13 protein-coding genes are annotated in these 16233 nt (G+C 70.6%); 9 read left to right on the top strand and 4 right to left on the bottom strand.

Translation table 11 applies throughout. From position 1 onward, the window contains the following. The coding region (locus EXU48_RS24645) for an HNH endonuclease signature motif containing protein (protein ID WP_165962937.1) at positions 1-766 on the top strand (766 nt) is incomplete at its 5' end. A gap of 214 nt (positions 767-980) precedes the next feature. Beyond that, positions 981-2381, top strand: a complete 1401-nt coding sequence (locus tag EXU48_RS21390; protein ID WP_133109718.1) for an MFS transporter — start codon at positions 981-983, stop codon at positions 2379-2381. Between the two features lie 38 nt (positions 2382-2419). Here the strand turns inward: EXU48_RS21390 and EXU48_RS21385 are convergent, their stop codons facing one another. Continuing rightward, entirely contained in the window at positions 2420-3208 is a 789-nt protein-coding gene (locus EXU48_RS21385) for an SDR family NAD(P)-dependent oxidoreductase (protein WP_133109717.1), read from the bottom strand. 83 nt (positions 3209-3291) lie between these two features. Here EXU48_RS21385 and EXU48_RS21380 point away from each other — a divergent pair, with 83 nt between their 5' ends. Beyond that, positions 3292-3654 (top strand): cupin domain-containing protein, encoded by a 363-nt coding sequence (locus EXU48_RS21380; RefSeq protein ID WP_133109716.1) that lies wholly within the window; start codon positions 3292-3294, stop codon positions 3652-3654. An 85-nt stretch (positions 3655-3739) separates the two neighbouring features. Here the strand turns inward: EXU48_RS21380 and EXU48_RS21375 are convergent, their stop codons facing one another. Beyond that, positions 3740-6055, bottom strand: a complete 2316-nt coding sequence (locus EXU48_RS21375; protein WP_133109715.1) for a sodium-translocating pyrophosphatase — start codon at positions 6053-6055, stop codon at positions 3740-3742. A 134-nt stretch (positions 6056-6189) separates the two neighbouring features. Between EXU48_RS21375 and EXU48_RS21370 the strand changes: the two genes are divergently transcribed. Next, a complete protein-coding gene (locus EXU48_RS21370) occupies positions 6190-7584 on the top strand; it encodes an outer membrane protein assembly factor BamB family protein (RefSeq protein ID WP_165962936.1) in 1395 nt (464 codons plus the stop codon). A gap of 42 nt (positions 7585-7626) precedes the next feature. Here the strand turns inward: EXU48_RS21370 and EXU48_RS21365 are convergent, their stop codons facing one another. Then, positions 7627-8349 carry an anaerobic ribonucleoside-triphosphate reductase activating protein gene (locus tag EXU48_RS21365; RefSeq protein ID WP_235857187.1) on the bottom strand — a complete coding sequence of 241 codons (723 nt, stop codon included), beginning with the start codon at positions 8347-8349 and terminating at the stop codon, positions 7627-7629. A 2-nt stretch (positions 8350-8351) separates the two neighbouring features. Then, a complete protein-coding gene (locus EXU48_RS21360) occupies positions 8352-10259 on the bottom strand; it encodes a ribonucleoside triphosphate reductase (protein ID WP_133109713.1) in 1908 nt (635 codons plus the stop codon). 286 nt (positions 10260-10545) lie between these two features. On the opposite strand from EXU48_RS21360, the gene EXU48_RS21355 reads away from it, so the two are divergent. The 5 genes from EXU48_RS21355 (at position 10546) to EXU48_RS21335 (ending at position 16147) form a co-directional block, all read left to right on the top strand. After that, positions 10546-11070, top strand: coding sequence for a sigma-70 family RNA polymerase sigma factor (locus EXU48_RS21355; RefSeq protein WP_133109712.1), 525 nt, complete (start codon positions 10546-10548; stop codon positions 11068-11070). After that, a complete protein-coding gene (locus tag EXU48_RS21350) occupies positions 11067-12287 on the top strand; it encodes a hypothetical protein (RefSeq protein ID WP_133109711.1) in 1221 nt (406 codons plus the stop codon). The genes EXU48_RS21355 and EXU48_RS21350 overlap by 4 nt, the downstream gene beginning before the upstream one ends. Positions 12288-12366: 79 nt before the next feature. Continuing rightward, positions 12367-12972, top strand: coding sequence for a sigma-70 family RNA polymerase sigma factor (locus tag EXU48_RS21345; RefSeq protein WP_133109710.1), 606 nt, complete (start codon positions 12367-12369; stop codon positions 12970-12972). Beyond that, a complete protein-coding gene (locus EXU48_RS21340; protein WP_133109709.1) occupies positions 12969-14336 on the top strand; it encodes a hypothetical protein in 1368 nt (455 codons plus the stop codon). The genes EXU48_RS21345 and EXU48_RS21340 overlap by 4 nt, the downstream gene beginning before the upstream one ends. Before the next feature lie 119 nt (positions 14337-14455). Continuing rightward, positions 14456-16147 (top strand): type 2 periplasmic-binding domain-containing protein, encoded by a 1692-nt coding sequence (locus EXU48_RS21335; protein WP_133109708.1) that lies wholly within the window; start codon positions 14456-14458, stop codon positions 16145-16147. Positions 16148-16233: the final 86 nt, after the last annotated feature.

Below are 16233 nucleotides of genomic sequence, written 5' to 3'. Positions count from 1 at the left end.
CGCGGCCGGCACCGCCGCGGCCGGTGCGGCACCGGTGGCCGACCCCCTGCCCGGACTCGACCCCGCCAGCCCGGCCGAGGCTCCCGCGCAAGCACCCGAGCCCCCGACCAGCACCAACGAGACAACTACGCCCACAGCCACCCCGCCTGCCGCCGCTGACGCTGCCGCCGGCGCCGAGTCTCCAGCCGGCCCGACCGAGGCTCCCACGCAAGCACCCGAGCCCCCGACCGGCCACGACGGCACAACTGCGCCCACGGCCGCCCCGCCCGCTACCGGCGCACCCACGCCCACTCCCGCCACCGCTCCTGCCGCTCCTGCCACCAAGGACTGGGCCGGGCTACTCACCCGCGGACCCGCGACCTTCACCGACAACACCGGCCCAGTACCCCGGGACCTACTCGAACGGATCATCAACTGCTCCGGCGAGGTCTACCGGATCATCTTCAGCCCCGACAACGAGGTCATCAACCACGGCCGCGCGCACCGGCTGTTCACCCCCTCCCAACGCCGAGCCCTCATCACCCGGGACCGGCACTGCACCGCACCCGACTGCACCGTCCCACCCGAACGCACCGAGTCCCACCACGCCACCCGATGGTGGAGCAACGGCGGCGACACCGACCTCGACCAAGCCGCACTCCTGTGCTACTACCACCACCGCTGGGTCCACACCCACAACATCACCATGACCCGACAAGCCGGCCGCTGGCACTTCTACCGACACGACGGCACCGAGATCCACCCCACCGAGACGCCGTGGAACTGACCGGGACCGCAGTGCGTCGCATCGCCGCCCGCCCTGCTCGCGCCGAGCCGGTAGGCGCCGGCCCTCGTAGTCAGCACGTCGGGGCCGGGGTCCCGGTGGGAAGCGCCACCGGCTAGTTGCACCACCCCAGGGGGCTCACTCGGCGCCACGCCCGGCCCACGCCGTTGGCTCGTTGGACACCATCTGGACGCGGGTTGTCTCTACGTTTGTCTCCATGGACGAGACGAACAAGGCTGCGGCCGCCCAGGCGGGCCGGCCGGACGCCGCCGAACATCCGAGCGCACCGCCCCGGATCCTGACCTGGCCGGTGACCGCCTGGGCCCTCTGGGACTGGGGGTCCGCCGCGTTCAACGCGGTGATCACCACGTTCGTCTTCACGGTCTACATCACCTCGGACGCGTTCGGCCCCGGCGCGGAATCCACTCTCGGTTGGGTGCTCGCCGGAGCCGGCGTGCTCATCGCCCTGTTCGCACCGATCACGGGCCAGAGCGCGGACCGTGCGGGGCGCCGCACCCTGTGGCTCACCGTAAACACGCTGCTCGTCGTGATCGCCTCGGCAGGCCTGTTCTTCGTCCAACCCGCACCCGAGTACCTCTGGCTGGGTCTGCTCCTGCTGGCAGGCGGCAACATTGCGTTCGAGTTCGCATCCGTCAACTACAACGCCATGCTCAACGAGATCTCCACCGCCAGCACGGTCGGGCGGGTGTCGGGGCTCGGCTGGGGCCTGGGCTACATCGGCGGGATCGTGCTCCTGCTGATGGTCTATTTCGGCCTGATCAACCCCGACGTCGGCGTGTTCGGCATCACCAGCGAGGACGGCATGGACGTCCGGGTCACCATGCTGCTCTGCGCCGCCTGGACACTGATCTTCTCGCTACCGGTGATTCTGACGATCCGGGACAAGCCCCGCAACACCGCCCGCCGGACCGCGAATCCGGGGCTGATCGAGTCGTACCGGCTGCTCTTCCGCACCATCGCCGACCTCTGGCGCGCAGACCGTAACACCGTCTTCTTCCTGATCGCCTCGGCCGTGTTCCGCGACGGCCTGGCCGGTGTGTTCACCTTCGGCGGTGTGATCGCCGCAGGCGTGTTCGGCTTCAGCGCCGGGCAGGTGATCATCTTCGGCGTCGTGGCCAATGTCGTCGCCGGGGTCGCCACGATCGCCTTCGGGGCCCTGGATGACCGCCTCGGCCCCAAGCGCGTCATCATGTTGTCCCTGACCTGCATGATCATCGCCGGCACGCTCATCTTCTTCCTTCAGTCCGGCGGGACCACGGTGTTCTGGGTCCTCGGGCTGATCCTGTGCATCTTCGTGGGGCCAGCACAGTCCGCCTCCCGCACGTTCCTGGCTCGCCTGATCCCGGCGGGGCGCGAGGGCGAGGTGTTCGGCCTGTACGCAACCACGGGTCGGGCGGTCAGCTTCATGGCGCCCGCCGCGTTCTCGACCGCGATCCTGATCGGCGCCACGCTCACCGGGCAGACCAGGGACGAGGCCCAGTACTGGGGCATCCTCGGCATCATCCTGGTGCTGCTCATCGGACTACTCCTGTTGGTCCGGGTGCGCCCGCACGACCACCACGACACCGCGCTCGAGCAGCCGCCGATCACCGGCTGACAATCGTCGACCCGGACGATCGAGGTCCGAGCCCTTGCTCAGACCCAGTCGGTGACCCGCAGCCGACGCCCGGCCTGCGGGCCGGCCCCGGCTCGGGTGCGGAGGTCCTCGACGGTGTCGGAGCCGGCGCGCAGGTAGCACCCGGACAGGTTGTCGAGTTCTCCTGCGGCGATGGCGGCCACAATGTCCACCACGGCCTCGGGTGGGGTCCAGTCGGTGCGGCCCGCGTGCATGCGCATCCCCGTCGACATGTCGGTCGGAACCACCCCCGGGGCCACCTCGAAGGCTCGTAGCCCTCGCGAGAACCCGGCCTCGTGCAATCCGCCACCGATGCGGAACAACGCGGTCTTGGCCACGTTGTAGGCGCTCATGTCCGGGGTGTCACGGGTGCCGGCACCGGAGTTGAGATCGACCACCCGCCCGCCGCCACGGCCGAGCATGCCGGGTACCACGGCCCGGGCCAGCAGGAACGGTCCGTACACATCGGTGACCAGGACTCGCTGCCACTCCTCGGGATCCGCCTCCCAGAGCGGCACCTCGGGGTCCACCAGACCCGCGTTGTTGACCAGCAGGTCGACTCCTCCGAGGGCGTACTCGGCTTCCGAGACGGCGGCGTCGACGGCGACCCGGTCGGTGACGTCCCCGGCCAGGACCACGGCCCGGCGGCCGCGCGCTTCGACCTCCTCGGCCACCCCGGTGAGCCGGTCGACGTCACGAGCGAGGAGGGCCACGTCCAGGCCGGCGTCCGCCAGCCCGAGGGCGAGGTGCCTACCGATGCCACGGCTCGCGCCGGTGATCAGGGCCGTGCGTGCGGCAGGAGGGTTCATGCCCTCATCGTGCCACCCGAGGCACCATGCGGTGCTGCCTCGCGGGAGCGCCACCACCACGGCCGTTTGGCAGACTCGGTCCCATGTCAGAGGACGCGGTGGACCTCAACGCGAAATTCGATCTCTTCTCCGAGCACTGGTCACCGAAACTCGTCGCACGCCTGAACGACTACGAGGTTAAGCTCGTCAAGGTCAAGGGTGACTTCGTCTGGCACAGCCACGAGGAGACCGACGAGCTGTTCCTGGTGCTCGATGGGCGACTCACCATCCAGCTGAGGGATCGGGACGTGACCCTCGGACCCGGCCAGTTGTTCGTCGTGCCGCGCGGCGTGGAGCACTGCCCCCGGTCCGACACGGAGGCCAAGGTGTTGTTGCTGGAGCCAGCCGGGGTGGTCAACACCGGTGACACCGGCGGCGCTCTGACCGCCGAGGTGGAACAGATCTGACACCCGCCGGCCCGGCACGGCGCCCCCCATACATGCCGAGCGCCCGGCGACCTCTCGGTCACCGGGCGCCCGAACCGCACCGAGCTCAACCAGCCGCGATCTGCTCTGCCTCGTGCTCGGCCTGAGCCTCGTTCGCGGCGTCCACCTTCGACGCCCTCAGCCGTGACGCGACGATCGCACCGAACGCGATCAGCGCCGCCGCGCAGGCGATCGCGATCCGGATGCCGTGGTTGGCGTCGGCGGGGACGCTCATGACGACCACGGCGGGTGCGATCAGCACCGAGACCAGGTTCATCACCTTGATCAGCGGGTTGATCGCCGGCCCGGCGGTGTCCTTGAACGGGTCACCGACCGTGTCGCCGATGACGACTGCGGCGTGCGCCTCGGAGTTCTTCCCGCCGTAGTGGCCGTCCTCGACGATCTTCTTCGCGTTGTCCCAGGCGCCCCCCGAGTTCGCAAGGAACACGGCCATCAGCACCCCGGCACCGATCGCGCCACCGAGGAACCCGGCCAGTGCCCCGACCCCGAGGCCGAACCCGACCGCGATCGGCGCGAACGCGGCCAACAGGCCCGGTGTCGCCAACTCCCGCAGCGAGTCCCGGGTGCAGATGTCCACGACCTTGCCGTACTCGGGGCGGGTCTCGCCGGTCATGATGCCCGGGAAGTCCCGGAACTGGCGGCGCACCTCGAACACGATCGCCCCGGCCGCCCGGGTCACGGCGTCGATCGCCAACCCGGAGAACAGGAACACGGTGGAGGCCCCGAGGATGAGGCCCACCAGAGTGATCGGCGAGACGATCTCGTAGTTCAGCATCGAGGCCACGAGGTCGTTCCCGCGGGCGGCGGCGTCGAAACCGATGTCCGCCAGTGCGGTGTTCACCGCGTCCCCGTAGGAACCGAACAAGGCGGTCGCGGCGAGCACCGCGGTCGCGATCGCGATGCCCTTGGTGATCGCCTTCGTGGTGTTCCCGACGGCGTCCAGGTCGGTCAGGATCTGAGCGCCCTCCTCCTCGACGTCACCGGACATCTCGGCGATGCCCTGGGCGTTGTCGCTCACCGGTCCGAACGTGTCCATCGCGACGATCACACCGACCGTGGTCAGGAGGCCGCAGCCCGCGAGCGCGATCAGGAACAGCGAGAGCCAGATCGAGCCCCCGGCCAGCAGGAACAGTCCACAGAGCGCGGCGGCGATGATGCCGGCGGTGTACACGGCGGACTCGAACCCGACGCCGATGCCGGACAGCACCACGGTTGCGGCGCCGGTCCGGGACGTGGCGGCCACGTGCTTGGTCGGCTTCGAGGTCGTGCCGGTGAAGTACCCGGTCACGGCCAGGATGATCCCGGCCAGGATCACCCCGACCAGCACGGCCGCCGCCGTCACCAGACGCGGGTCCCCGGCGTGCTCGGCGAGGTCGGCGCTGACGCCGGGAATCGCCGCGAAGCTGGACGGAAGGTAGATGAAGGCGGCGACCGCGGCGAGTGCGGCGCCCACGAGTGCGGAGATGTAGAAGCCCCGGTAGATGGCCCGCAGCCCGCTCTCGGTACCCCGGACCCGGGTGATCGCCACGCCGAGCACGGCCACGATCGCGCCGATGGCGGTCACGATGAGCGGGAACACCAGCCCCTGCTCCCCCATGGTCGCCTTCCCGAGGATGAGGGCTGCCACCAGCATCACGGCATACGACTCGAACAGGTCCGCGGCCATCCCGGCGCAGTCGCCGACGTTGTCGCCGACGTTGTCCGCGATGGTGGCGGCATTGCGGGGGTCGTCCTCGGGGATGCCCTGCTCGACCTTGCCGACCAGGTCGGCGCCGACGTCGGCCGCCTTCGTGAAGATCCCCCCACCGACGCGCATGAACATCGCCAGCAACGCGGCCCCGAAGCCGAAGCCCTCCAGCACCGCGGGCGCGTCGCCGCGGAAGCTGAGGACCACGGCCGCCGCCCCGAGCAGGCCGAGGCCCACCACGCTCATGCCGACGACCCCGCCGGTGCGGAACGCGATCCGCGCGCCTTCGGCGCGCCCGTCCGTTCCGGTCGCGGCGGCCGCGACCCGGAGGTTCGCGCGGGTCGCCAGCCACATCCCGAGATAGCCGATCGCGGCGGAGAACCCCGCCCCGAACAGGAACGCGATGGATCTACCGACCTTGATCGCGCCGTCGCCGGGCAACAGGAACAACAACCCGAACACGACGACCGCGAAGATCGCCAGCGTCCGGAACTGCCGGCTCAGATATGCCGAGGCCCCCTCTTGGATGGCGGCGGCGATCTCCTGCATCTTCGGGGTGCCCTCACCGGCCGCGAGAACCTGCCGACGCAGGATCACCGCCAGCACCAGCGAGAGAACACCGATCGCGGCGATCACCGACACAATGACAACGCTCGTGGTTCCGAGCTCGAGCATCCGTCCTCCTCGACGAACTACACACAGGGCCCAGGCATCCGTGTCGCCTCAGGCTGAGCGAGAGTCTAGCCAACGGGCGCCGCCTCATGGACCACTCGTCCGCCCGCGCCCCGGGCGCGTGCCATCCTGTCCGCATGCGTCGTCGGGGGATCGTCATCGCGCTGAGTGCAGCGCTGCTCGCCGGGATCGGTGTCGTCGGATACACGACCGTGCTGCCCGCATGGCAGTGCCGGCGGGGCTCGGAACTGGTCGAGGCCGACCGGTTGGGCCTCGATCTGCGCCAGTCGCAGGGGCTGAACACGACCGGCGCGGTCACCGATGTGGTCGCCGCACTCGAGGACAACGGACCGTTCGGTGGCCTCTCCAGCGGCACAGTCGTGGCCCCGTGGAACGCCGCATCGGTGATCGCCGTCGACGACGGCGTGCTGCTCGCCAGCGGATCCGGCAGCACCGGCAACTCCTTCGCCGGCGCCGTGCTCTCCCTCGACCCCGCGTCCGGATCGGTGCGCTGGGCCCGTGGCTACGACGGGTACGCACCCGGCGGCGGCCAGGTCGGCGAGGACATCGTCACCCTGGTTCTGCCTGAGGACCGCACCGCCGCCGTCAGCGCGCTGGACGCCCGCACCGGGCGCTGGTCGGCCTGCACCTGGGTGGGGACGAACACCGAACACGGCTTCGCGCCGACGCTGGCGACCGCACGGATCCCGGAGACAAGCGAGATCCTGCTCGCCCAGGACGTCGACGACGATCCGGACCTGTCGCTGACCCGGATGACCCCCGGCACGGGCGACGTCGCCTGGACGGTGCCGATGACCGGTCTGCCCTCCGCCGATGACCTGACGGTCCTCGGTGGCGCGGCGGTCCTGAGCCGCTTCAATGAGCGCGACATCGACTACACGGTCGGGTTGAACCTTGCGAACCAAGGTACGGACACCCGCACCGTGGCCGCCTTCTCGACCGCCGACGGCTCTCCCCTCTGGCGCTATCCAGCAGAGGAGGACCCCTCGAGCCCGGTGATCTCCACCGTCCTGGGCGCCTCGGACACCGGCCGGGGCACCCTCGTGCTGACCACGATGACCACCCCGGACCTCGACTCGGTGACCGCCGACACCGTGCGCTGGGACCTCGTCGGCGTCGATCCGCGCACCGGCGAGCCGCGCTGGACGATCGAGATCCCGTACGGAGCCCGTGCCAGCCTGACCGGGGACACCCTCCTGTACTCCTCGGGACCCGGGGACCTGCACGGTCTCGATGTGACCACCGGCGCCGAGCTCTGGACGCTGGCTCACGAGGCGGACGAATGGTTCCAGACCAACCGGGCCGTGACCCTCGGTACCCAGATCCTGGTGCCCACGAACGCCGAGGACCTCTGGCTCGTGGACGCCGCGACAGGCACCGGCACCCGCACGGAAATGCCAGACGGCGTCTACTCATTCACGATCACCGACACGAGCATCGTGGTCGGCGTCGAGACGTATACCGACGGCGACGCACTGCTGCTCTTCGACCGTGCGGACCCGGTGGCGTGATTCGGGTCCGGCGTAGGCCTGACGGGCCCGCGCCGGTTCTGCTCAGCCCGACCTGACCTCGAAGTGGTCGAATCCCACGTCGGCGACCGACTCGGCGAGGTGCGCGAACCGCTCGTCCCACCCGACGCCGTCGGCCCTGAACTCCTCGCGGGTCCCCTCAGCCCGGGCGCGTTGCAGGGCGTAGTGGCGCACACCCGCGGCCCGCAGCCGCCGCGCCAGCACAAGGACGTCGACGGCGGAGCCCGGGTGGACCGTGGTCCGCACCTCCACGTCGGCGGAGGACGCCAGGGCCACCTCGAGGCTGCGCCAGGCCGCATCGCCGCCGCCGGTGCGGATCACGTCGTCGTAGCCTTCCGGTTCGGCCTTGATGTCGAGCCCGATCCAGTCGACGGACCCGGCGACGGCGGCCAGTCGCCTCGGATAGGCACCCGCGGTGTGCAGGCCGATCCCGAGGCCGAGGTCGCGGACCGCCGAGATCGCAGCGGCGAGGCCGAGTTGCCGGGTGGGCTCGCCGCCGGAGAACACGACGCCGTCCAGCAGTCCGACACGGGCGCTCAGGAACTCCAGGACATCCCCCCAGGCGTACCTCCCCGGCGCGCGGGTCGGGATCAGGTCCGGGTTGTGGCAGTACCCGCAGTTCCAGGGGCACCCCTGCAGGAAGACCGTCGCGACCAGGCGGCCGGGCCAGTCGCACCCGGACATCCGGGTCAGCCCGGCCACCTGCAGGTCCGCCGCCCGAGCACCCGGGCGAGGGGGCGCCGTCACCGTCACACCAGCTCCAGCTGGGCGGCCGCCTCGGTGAAATGCCGACGCTGCGCATGCTCACCCTTCTTGCCGATGTTGAACGAGCTGACCGGGCGGTGATAGCCCATCACCCGGGTCCAGACCTCGCAGACCACCGGCGGGGCATCCGGGTCAGCCGCGGCACAGCGTGGGCAGGTCGGCTGCTCCCCGGCCAGGTAGCCGTGTGCGGGACAGATCGAGAACGTCGGCGTGATGGTCAGGTACGGCAGCGAGAACCGCTCGAGCGAGCGTCGCACCAGCCGCTTGCAGGCCTCGGCATCGGAGAGCCGCTCGCTCATGTACAGGTGCAGCACGGTGCCACCGGTGTACTTGCGTTGGAGGTCGTCCTGGCGGGTGAGCGCCTCGAACGGGTCGTCGGTGAACCCCACCGGCAGTTGCGAGGAGTTCGTGTAGTACGGATTCGTGTCCGTGCCGGCCTGCAGGATCCCGGGGAACCGGCGCCGGTCCTCCTTCGCGAACCGGTAGGTGGTGCCCTCGGCAGGCGTCGCCTCGAGGTTGTACAGATGCCCGGTCTCCTCCTGGTACTCCACCAGCCGCGTCCGCACGTGGTCCAGGATCCGCTCGACCATCGCGTGCCCGCGGGGGTCGGTGAGGTCATAAGCGTCCATCGTGAAGTTGCGGACCATCTCGTTCATGCCGTTCACGCCGAGCGTCGAGAAGTGGTTGTCGAGCGAGGGCAGGTAGCGCCTCGTGTACGGATACAGCCCCGCGTCCAGCCAGCCCGCCACGGCGGTCCGCTTGAGCTCCAGCGACTCCCTGCCCAGGTCGAGCAACCAGTCCAGGTCCGCCACGAGCGCGTCCTCGTCGCCGGCATGCAGGTAGCCGAGGCGGGCGCAGTTGACCGTGACGACGCCGATCGAGCCGGTCAGTTCCGCCGACCCGAACAGCCCGTTCCCGCGCGCCAGCAGCTCACGCAGGTCCAGTTGGAGCCGGCAGCACATCGAGCGGATCATGCCGGGGTCCAGGTCGGAGTTGATGAAGTTCTGGAAGTAGGGCAGCCCGTACTTCGCGGTCATCGCGAACAGGGCGCCGGCGTTCGGGGAGTCCCAGTCGAAGTCCCTCGTGATGTTGTAGGTCGGGATCGGGAACGTGAACACGCGCCCGCCGGCGTCACCGGCGGTCATCACGTCGATGTAGGCGCGGTTGATCAGGTCCATCTCGGCCTGCAGGTCGCCGTAGCTGAAGTCGCACTCCTGCCCGCCGACCATCGGGATCTGCTCACGCAGGTCCTCGGGGCAGGTCCAGTCGAACGTGAGGTTGGTGAACGGGGTCTGGGTGCCCCACCGCGACGATGCGTTCAGGTTGTGGATCATCTCCTGCAGGCACTGGTAGACCTGCGCATAGGTCATCGCGTCCACCCGCACGAACGGCGCCATGTAGGTGTCGAAGGAGCTGAACGCCTGCGCGCCGGCCCACTCGTTCTGCAGGGTGCCGAGGAAGTTCACGATCTGCCCGACGGCCGAGGAGAAGTGCCGTGGCGGGCGCGCCGCGATCGCGCCCGGGACCCCGTTGAAACCCTCGTGCAGGAGCGCGCGCAGCGACCAGCCGGCGCAGTAGCCGGAGAGCATGTCGAGGTCGTGGATGTGCAGGTCCGCCTCGCGGTGCGCACGTCCGACGGCGTCCGGGTAGACCTCGTCCAGCCAGTAGTTCGCGATCACCTTGCCGGACGTGTTCAGCATCAGGCCGCCGAGCGAGAACCCCTGGTTCGCGTTCGCGTTGACGCGCCAGTCGCTGCGGTCGAGGTAGTCGTCCACGGTGCGGATCGGGTCGACGAGGGCGCGCAGCGGGGGCGACGGCGGAGCCTGGGTCGCCGAGGCGGGCGACGGCCAGGCGTGGGGCGAGTGGGCGGGCGGGACGGTCCGGGCATTCATGGTGGGCTCCTCGTTTCGGGTGGACTCGACATCTCGAACCTAGAGCCGTTCAACCCAAGATGTAGTGCTGCAACACGCCGCCGCTTACTACATGTTGTGGTTTCCTGACACCGGGTCGGGAAAGAACGGGACCTTGGTCCCTGGCGCACCCGGACATCGGCCACCGGGCGGCTCAACGGTTTGGGACGCTTGGTCGTCTACCTCCATGACAGCCTCGCCCGACGGGCTGTCACCGGCAGCGGCGCCGACCCGCGCCACCGGTCACGGGTTGCGATAAGGGGACATGATGAGCCACTGGGAACCGGTCCTGACGGACCTGGTGCGCCAGCGAGGGGGTGCGTTGGTGCGGTACGCGAGCCTGCTCTGTGGGGATCGCGCGGAGGGTGAGGACCTCGTCCAGGAGGCGCTCACCAAGGTGTTCGCGGTCATGCGTCGGCCGGCCGGCAGGGACGACGGCGGCGCCGTCGAGCACGCGGAGGCGTACGTCCGCCGGACGATCCTGACGCTCTACCTGGACGGCTACCGCCGCCGTCGGCGCTGGGCGGCCGTGCGGCACCTGCTGCCCGGGTCGGACTCCACCGCCGGCCCCGAGCGGCACAGCCCGGACCGCCTCGACGTGGACCGGGCCCTCGCCGTCCTCGGACCGAAGCAGCGCGCCTGCATGGTGCTGCGCTACTACGCGGACCTGACCGTGCCGCAGATCGCCGAGGAACTCGGCGTGAGTCCCGGCACCGTGAAACGACACCTGCACGACGCCGGGCGTCACCTGATGGTCGAACTGGACCAGTCCCTGGAAGGAGATCGGCGATGAACCTCGAAGACATGCTCCGCAGCGAGGCGCGCGCGAGCGCGCCCAACCCGCTGGCCTCCCGCACCGGTGAGCTGATCGCCGGGGTCAGGCGCCGCCGTCGTGCCCGCGCCGCCGGCGCCACGATGGCGAGCGTCGCCACGGTGGCCACGATCGGTGTGATCGTCTGGCAGGTGAGCGGCACCCAGCGGGACCCGGTCCCACCGGCCCAGCCGGTCGAGGTGTGCACGCAGACGATCGACGACCTCCTGCCCGACGGCGTCCCGTCCGTGATCGCGTCCGTGTCCATCGCCGGCGCGGCGCAGGGGCCGAGCGCCGTGGTGACGACGCTCTTCGAGAACCCCGACGACGGTGACCTCGAGGTCCCGGTCGACTCGATCGCCTCCTACGCGGTCGACCCGGTCACCGGCGCGATCCGTGGCTACCACCTGGCCGGGACGTCGACCGAGACCGTCCTCGTGCCGGCCGGGAACCCCGCGGAGTGGTCGGCGGCGTTCGACTTCTCCGCGTGCGAGGGTGACTCCCTCGCGGACGGCGACTACGAGCTGTACCAGCGGGGCTCGGTGACCGATGCCGGCGCCTGGGCCACCGATCCGGTCGAGTTCTCGGTCGCCGACGGCGTGGTCGAGGCCACGGCGGCGCCCACCGAGGAACCGACCGAGGAACCGTCGGGCGAGCCCACGCAGGACCCGACCGACCCGGAGAGCGAGGAGCCGTCCACCCCGGTTGACACCCTCGACCCAGCCCCCGAGTTCGAGCCGATGTGTGGCGACGCCTGGGCGCCGCCGAGCCCGAACACGGGACTGGAACTGACCGTCGAGTGGCCCGAGGGCCCGTTCGTGTCCGGGCCGAACTCCGGCGGCAGCCCGATCGCCGTCGAGCCCACGGTGCGCAATGTCAGCTCGGAACAGATCGCACACGGCGTCTACACCTGGACCGTGCTGGTCCGCGACGGCGTCGTCGTCGCCCCGGAGTACCTGGGCAGCGACGACACCCGCGACCTCGACCTCGCGCCGGACGAATCGCTGGGCCTGAACGCCGGACACTCACTCGGCGACGTCTGCGCCCCCGGTTGGACGCCGTCGGTCCCGCTGGAGCCGCTCACCCCCGGTCGGTACGAGGCCTACGTGATGCTCATGGACCTCGACCTCTACCAGAGCGAGGGCACCCGCAACGTCCTGGCCATCGCCCCGGCCGGCACCATCGACGTCACGAACTGACACCCCAACGGATCGGGGCCGTGGTGCGTCATCATGGGTAGAAGCACCCGGGTGACGAGAGTCGGCAACGAGGTGGGTGATGGACGGCGACGATGCCCTGACCGAACTGGTCCGCGAGCGCGGCACCGCCCTGTTGCGGTACGCCTCCCTCCTGGTCGGTGAGCGCAGGGGCGCCGAGGACCTCGTCCAGGACGCGCTCGTCAAAGTCTTCGCCGGCTCGCGCCGTAACCGCGACGTCGAGGACGTCGAGGCGTACGTGCGGCGGGCGATCCTGACCCTCTACCTGGACGCCTACCGCAGGCACCGGCGGTGGGCCCGGGTGCGGCACCTGTTCGCGGCGCCCGAGGAGTCCTTGGAGCCCGACGGCGTCGTGTCGGTCCGCGTCGACGTCACCGCCGCACTGCGCACCCTGAGCCCGCGCGAGCGCGCGTGCGTGGTGCTGCGGTACTACGTGGACCTGACCGTGCCGCAGATCGCGGACGAGCTCGGGATCGCGCAGGGCACGGTGAAGCGCTACCTGAGCGACGCGAACACGGCACTGTCCGCGCAGCTGGGCCGGCCGCACAGGGCGGCCGAGCCGGGCGACCAAGATGGGCACCGACCGGCGCGGCACCCCGATGGGCCCCGGCCCGGGCGCCGGCCGGCCGAACCCGTGCCGACCACCGCCGGGGAGGCGACGTCATGAACCTCACCGACCTGCTCGCGGGCACGGCCCGGGAGTCCGTGCCGGAGCCTGAACCGTTCGCCGAGCATCTGGGCGCGATCCGCCGTCGGGTCCGCCGCCGCCGCGCCGTGAGCCGCGCCGGCTCCGTGGCGGTCGGGACCCTCTGTGTGGCCGGGCTGGTCGCTGCGGGCGTCCTGACCTGGCAGAACAGCCGGCCGAACTGGGTCCTGGGCCCGGTGCCCGACGCCTTCACCGCCTGCGGACTGAGCGCACCGGACGCCGTCGACCTGCCACAGGCCGTGATCGAGGCCGACAGCTGGTTGGCGGCGAGCAGTCCGACGGTCGCGTCCGGTGACGGACCGCGGATCGACCTGATCACCCACCTCACGAACATCGGTGACACCGACGTCACGACGCCGGCGGCGGGCGCCGACGTCCTGCTGCTCGACCCGGACACGCAGCTGGTGGTGGGCGTCGGGCGCTCCGACGCCGGCGCGGAGGCCGCCGGGACCGCCGACCTGCCCGTGGGCGGCGCCGCATCGGTCATCGCGCGCGTCTCGCTGGTGTCCTGCGGCGCGGGCGACGTGGCCCGCGGCGCTCCGATGCCCGACGGGCTCTACCACGTGGCCGCCACGGACACCGTGAGCATCCCCGGCCCGGGCGCTCCGGGCGGGACCGGAGACGGCGGCGGGTCGCCGGGCGCGGACGTCCCGGTGGCATCCTGGCTGGCCGGCGGCCCGCCGCTGCTGATCTCGGGCGGGGTGGCCACGCTGCCCGCGGCGAACGGCGAGGACCCGGCCACGGACCCCGCGCAGGAGGGCGAGGCGACGTCGGAGCCGCCGGACGGGGCGGGCGCGGTGGGCTTCCTCCCGGAGTGCGGCGCGATGATCCCGGCGGCGGCGGAGAACCCCCTGTGGCTGACCGTCGGCACCGATCCCGGCCCGCACCTGCCCTCGGCGACCGACACCGACGCCGGTCCCGGCAGTTCGCGCGGCGTCACCCTCGACCTCGAGTTCGGCTCCCTGGCCGACGTACCCCTCGGCGGCATGATGGGCGAGGTCACGACCGTCATCACGGATCTCGACGGCGTGGTGGTCGAGTACTGGACGGCCGGCGGCGACCTGCCCTACGAGATCGCGGCCGACGGACGGCTGACCATCTCCGGCGCGGCCTGGCACCCGCTCACGGCCACCTGCACCGGCGATCCGGACGGCCCCATCGCGGACGGCGACTATCGCCTGTTCGTCGGGCTCGGCCTCAGCTTCTACGGCGAGGACCTCGGGAACGAGGGGATGGCACACCCGGCCACCTCGACCCTGGTCAGCGCACCCCTGGACGTCACCGTCGAGGGTGGCGCCATGACGGTCACAGCGGGCCTCGACTAGCTCTTGTGGCACGTTTCCGCAGGTCAGACCATGTTACTTAACGAGTGTTAGACACAATCCGGATTCGGGTCTAGCGTTCTTGGACGTCGGCAGAGTCGCCACGTCCAAGGAGAACGCCCATGTCGCAAGCCCGAATCAACGTCCCCCTGACCCGCCGCGGGTTCCTCACCGTCGCCGGTGCCACCACCGCCGGGGTCGCCCTGGCGTCGTGCTCGTCCGGCGGGAGTGGTGGCCAGCGCCCGGACCTCAGCGAGTCCGTCGAGCTGGAACTGCCCACCTACGTGGCGCCACCGGAGATCCCCGGCGGCCTGGTCAGCGAGGTGGAGGGGATGCCCGCCATCTACACCCAGCCGATCGCCGAGTACACCGACTCGGTGGACTCCCCGCCGCTGTCCGGTGGTGAGGTCAGCACGTTCCAGGTGCTGTGGGGGGCCCCGCCGCAGGACGTCCCGGCCAACGAGTACTGGGTCAGCTTGAATGAGCGCCTCGGTGGCGAGTTCAAGCCGACCCTGGTGGCGTTCGACACCTACAACGAGAAGATGGCGACCACGATCGCCTCCGGGGAGATCCCGGACCTGTCCTTCGTGCAGGACACGAACGCCGTGGCCGCCCAGGCGATCAACGACGGCGTGTTCGCCGACCTGTCCGAGGTGCTCGCCGGCGACGGGATCCTGCAGTGGCCCAACCTCGCGAACGTCGCCACCAACGCCTGGTCGGCCTCCGCGAAGAACGGGCACCTCTTCGGCGTCCCGAACGAGGACCCCTACCTCACGAACTTCCCGGCCATCCGCTACGACCTCATGGCCGCGGCCGGATACGACGCGATTCCCGGCGACGCCGACGGCTACCTGCAGATGATGAGCGACATCGCCGCCCTCGGGTCCGTCAACGGCAAGCAGCACTGGGGCATCGCGGCCTTCGACGGCAAGGCCCAGTCCTACGTCGAGTGGATGTTCCGGGCCGGCACCACCTGGCAGGTCGACGACGCCGGCAAGGTCGTCAACATCATCGAGACCGACGCCTACGCCGACGTGCTCACGTTCCACAACAGCCTGTGGAACGCCGGGGTCTACCACCCGGACGCCCTGGCGCTGGCGACCCAGGGCAACCAGGCCGCCGAGCTGTTCACGAACGGCCAGGTGGCGCTCACCGTGGACTCCTTCAACGGCTTCTTCGGCGCCGGGATCTTCCGGGACACCGTGGACATCACGCCGGGAGCCGCACCCGGCCTGTTCGTGCCTCCGGCGTTCGACGGCGGCGACCTGCTGATCCAGCGCAACGACGGGTACTGGGGCATGGTCGCGATCTCGGCGAAGGCCGCGCAGGACCCGGAGCGACTCACCGAACTGCTGAACGTCATCAACTACTGGCGCGCCCCGGACGGCAGCACGGAAGCCCTGTTCATCCACACCGGCGTGGAGGGCTACAACTACGAGTTCGGCCCGGACAACGAGATCGTCAGTCTCGATGACGAGACCGCCAACGCGGACCGGGCGGCGCTGCAGTGGTTGGGCGCGTTCAAGTCGCCGTCCTTCAACATCCCGGCGAATGCGCTCGAGTTCGTCGACAACTTCCGCGAGTGCGTCGAGGTCCTGACCGCTGCGACCGTGCCGAGCCCCGTCGTCGGGATCTACAACGAGGCTGCCGTGGAGAACGGCGCCCGGATGTCCGAGGTGGACACCGACTACCGCGGCGGGATCGCCTCCGGTCGGATGGATCTGAGCGCGATCGAGGAGTACCGCGAGGCCTGGCGCGCCGCCGGTGGCGACGCGGTCCGCGACGCCTACCAGGCCGCGCTCGACGAGGCCTGAGCCCGTGTCGATCAGCGCACGGACCACATCGGCCACCGACCCGCCGGGAGGAGCCACCGGGGCGGCGGGGCCGGGACGCGCCGGCG

It is taken from the genome of Occultella glacieicola (genome assembly GCF_004353825.1).
Classification (GTDB): domain Bacteria; phylum Actinomycetota; class Actinomycetes; order Actinomycetales; family Beutenbergiaceae; genus Occultella; species Occultella glacieicola.
Note: the sequence above shows the minus strand (reverse complement) of the source record. Positions and strands in the feature narration are given on the sequence as shown.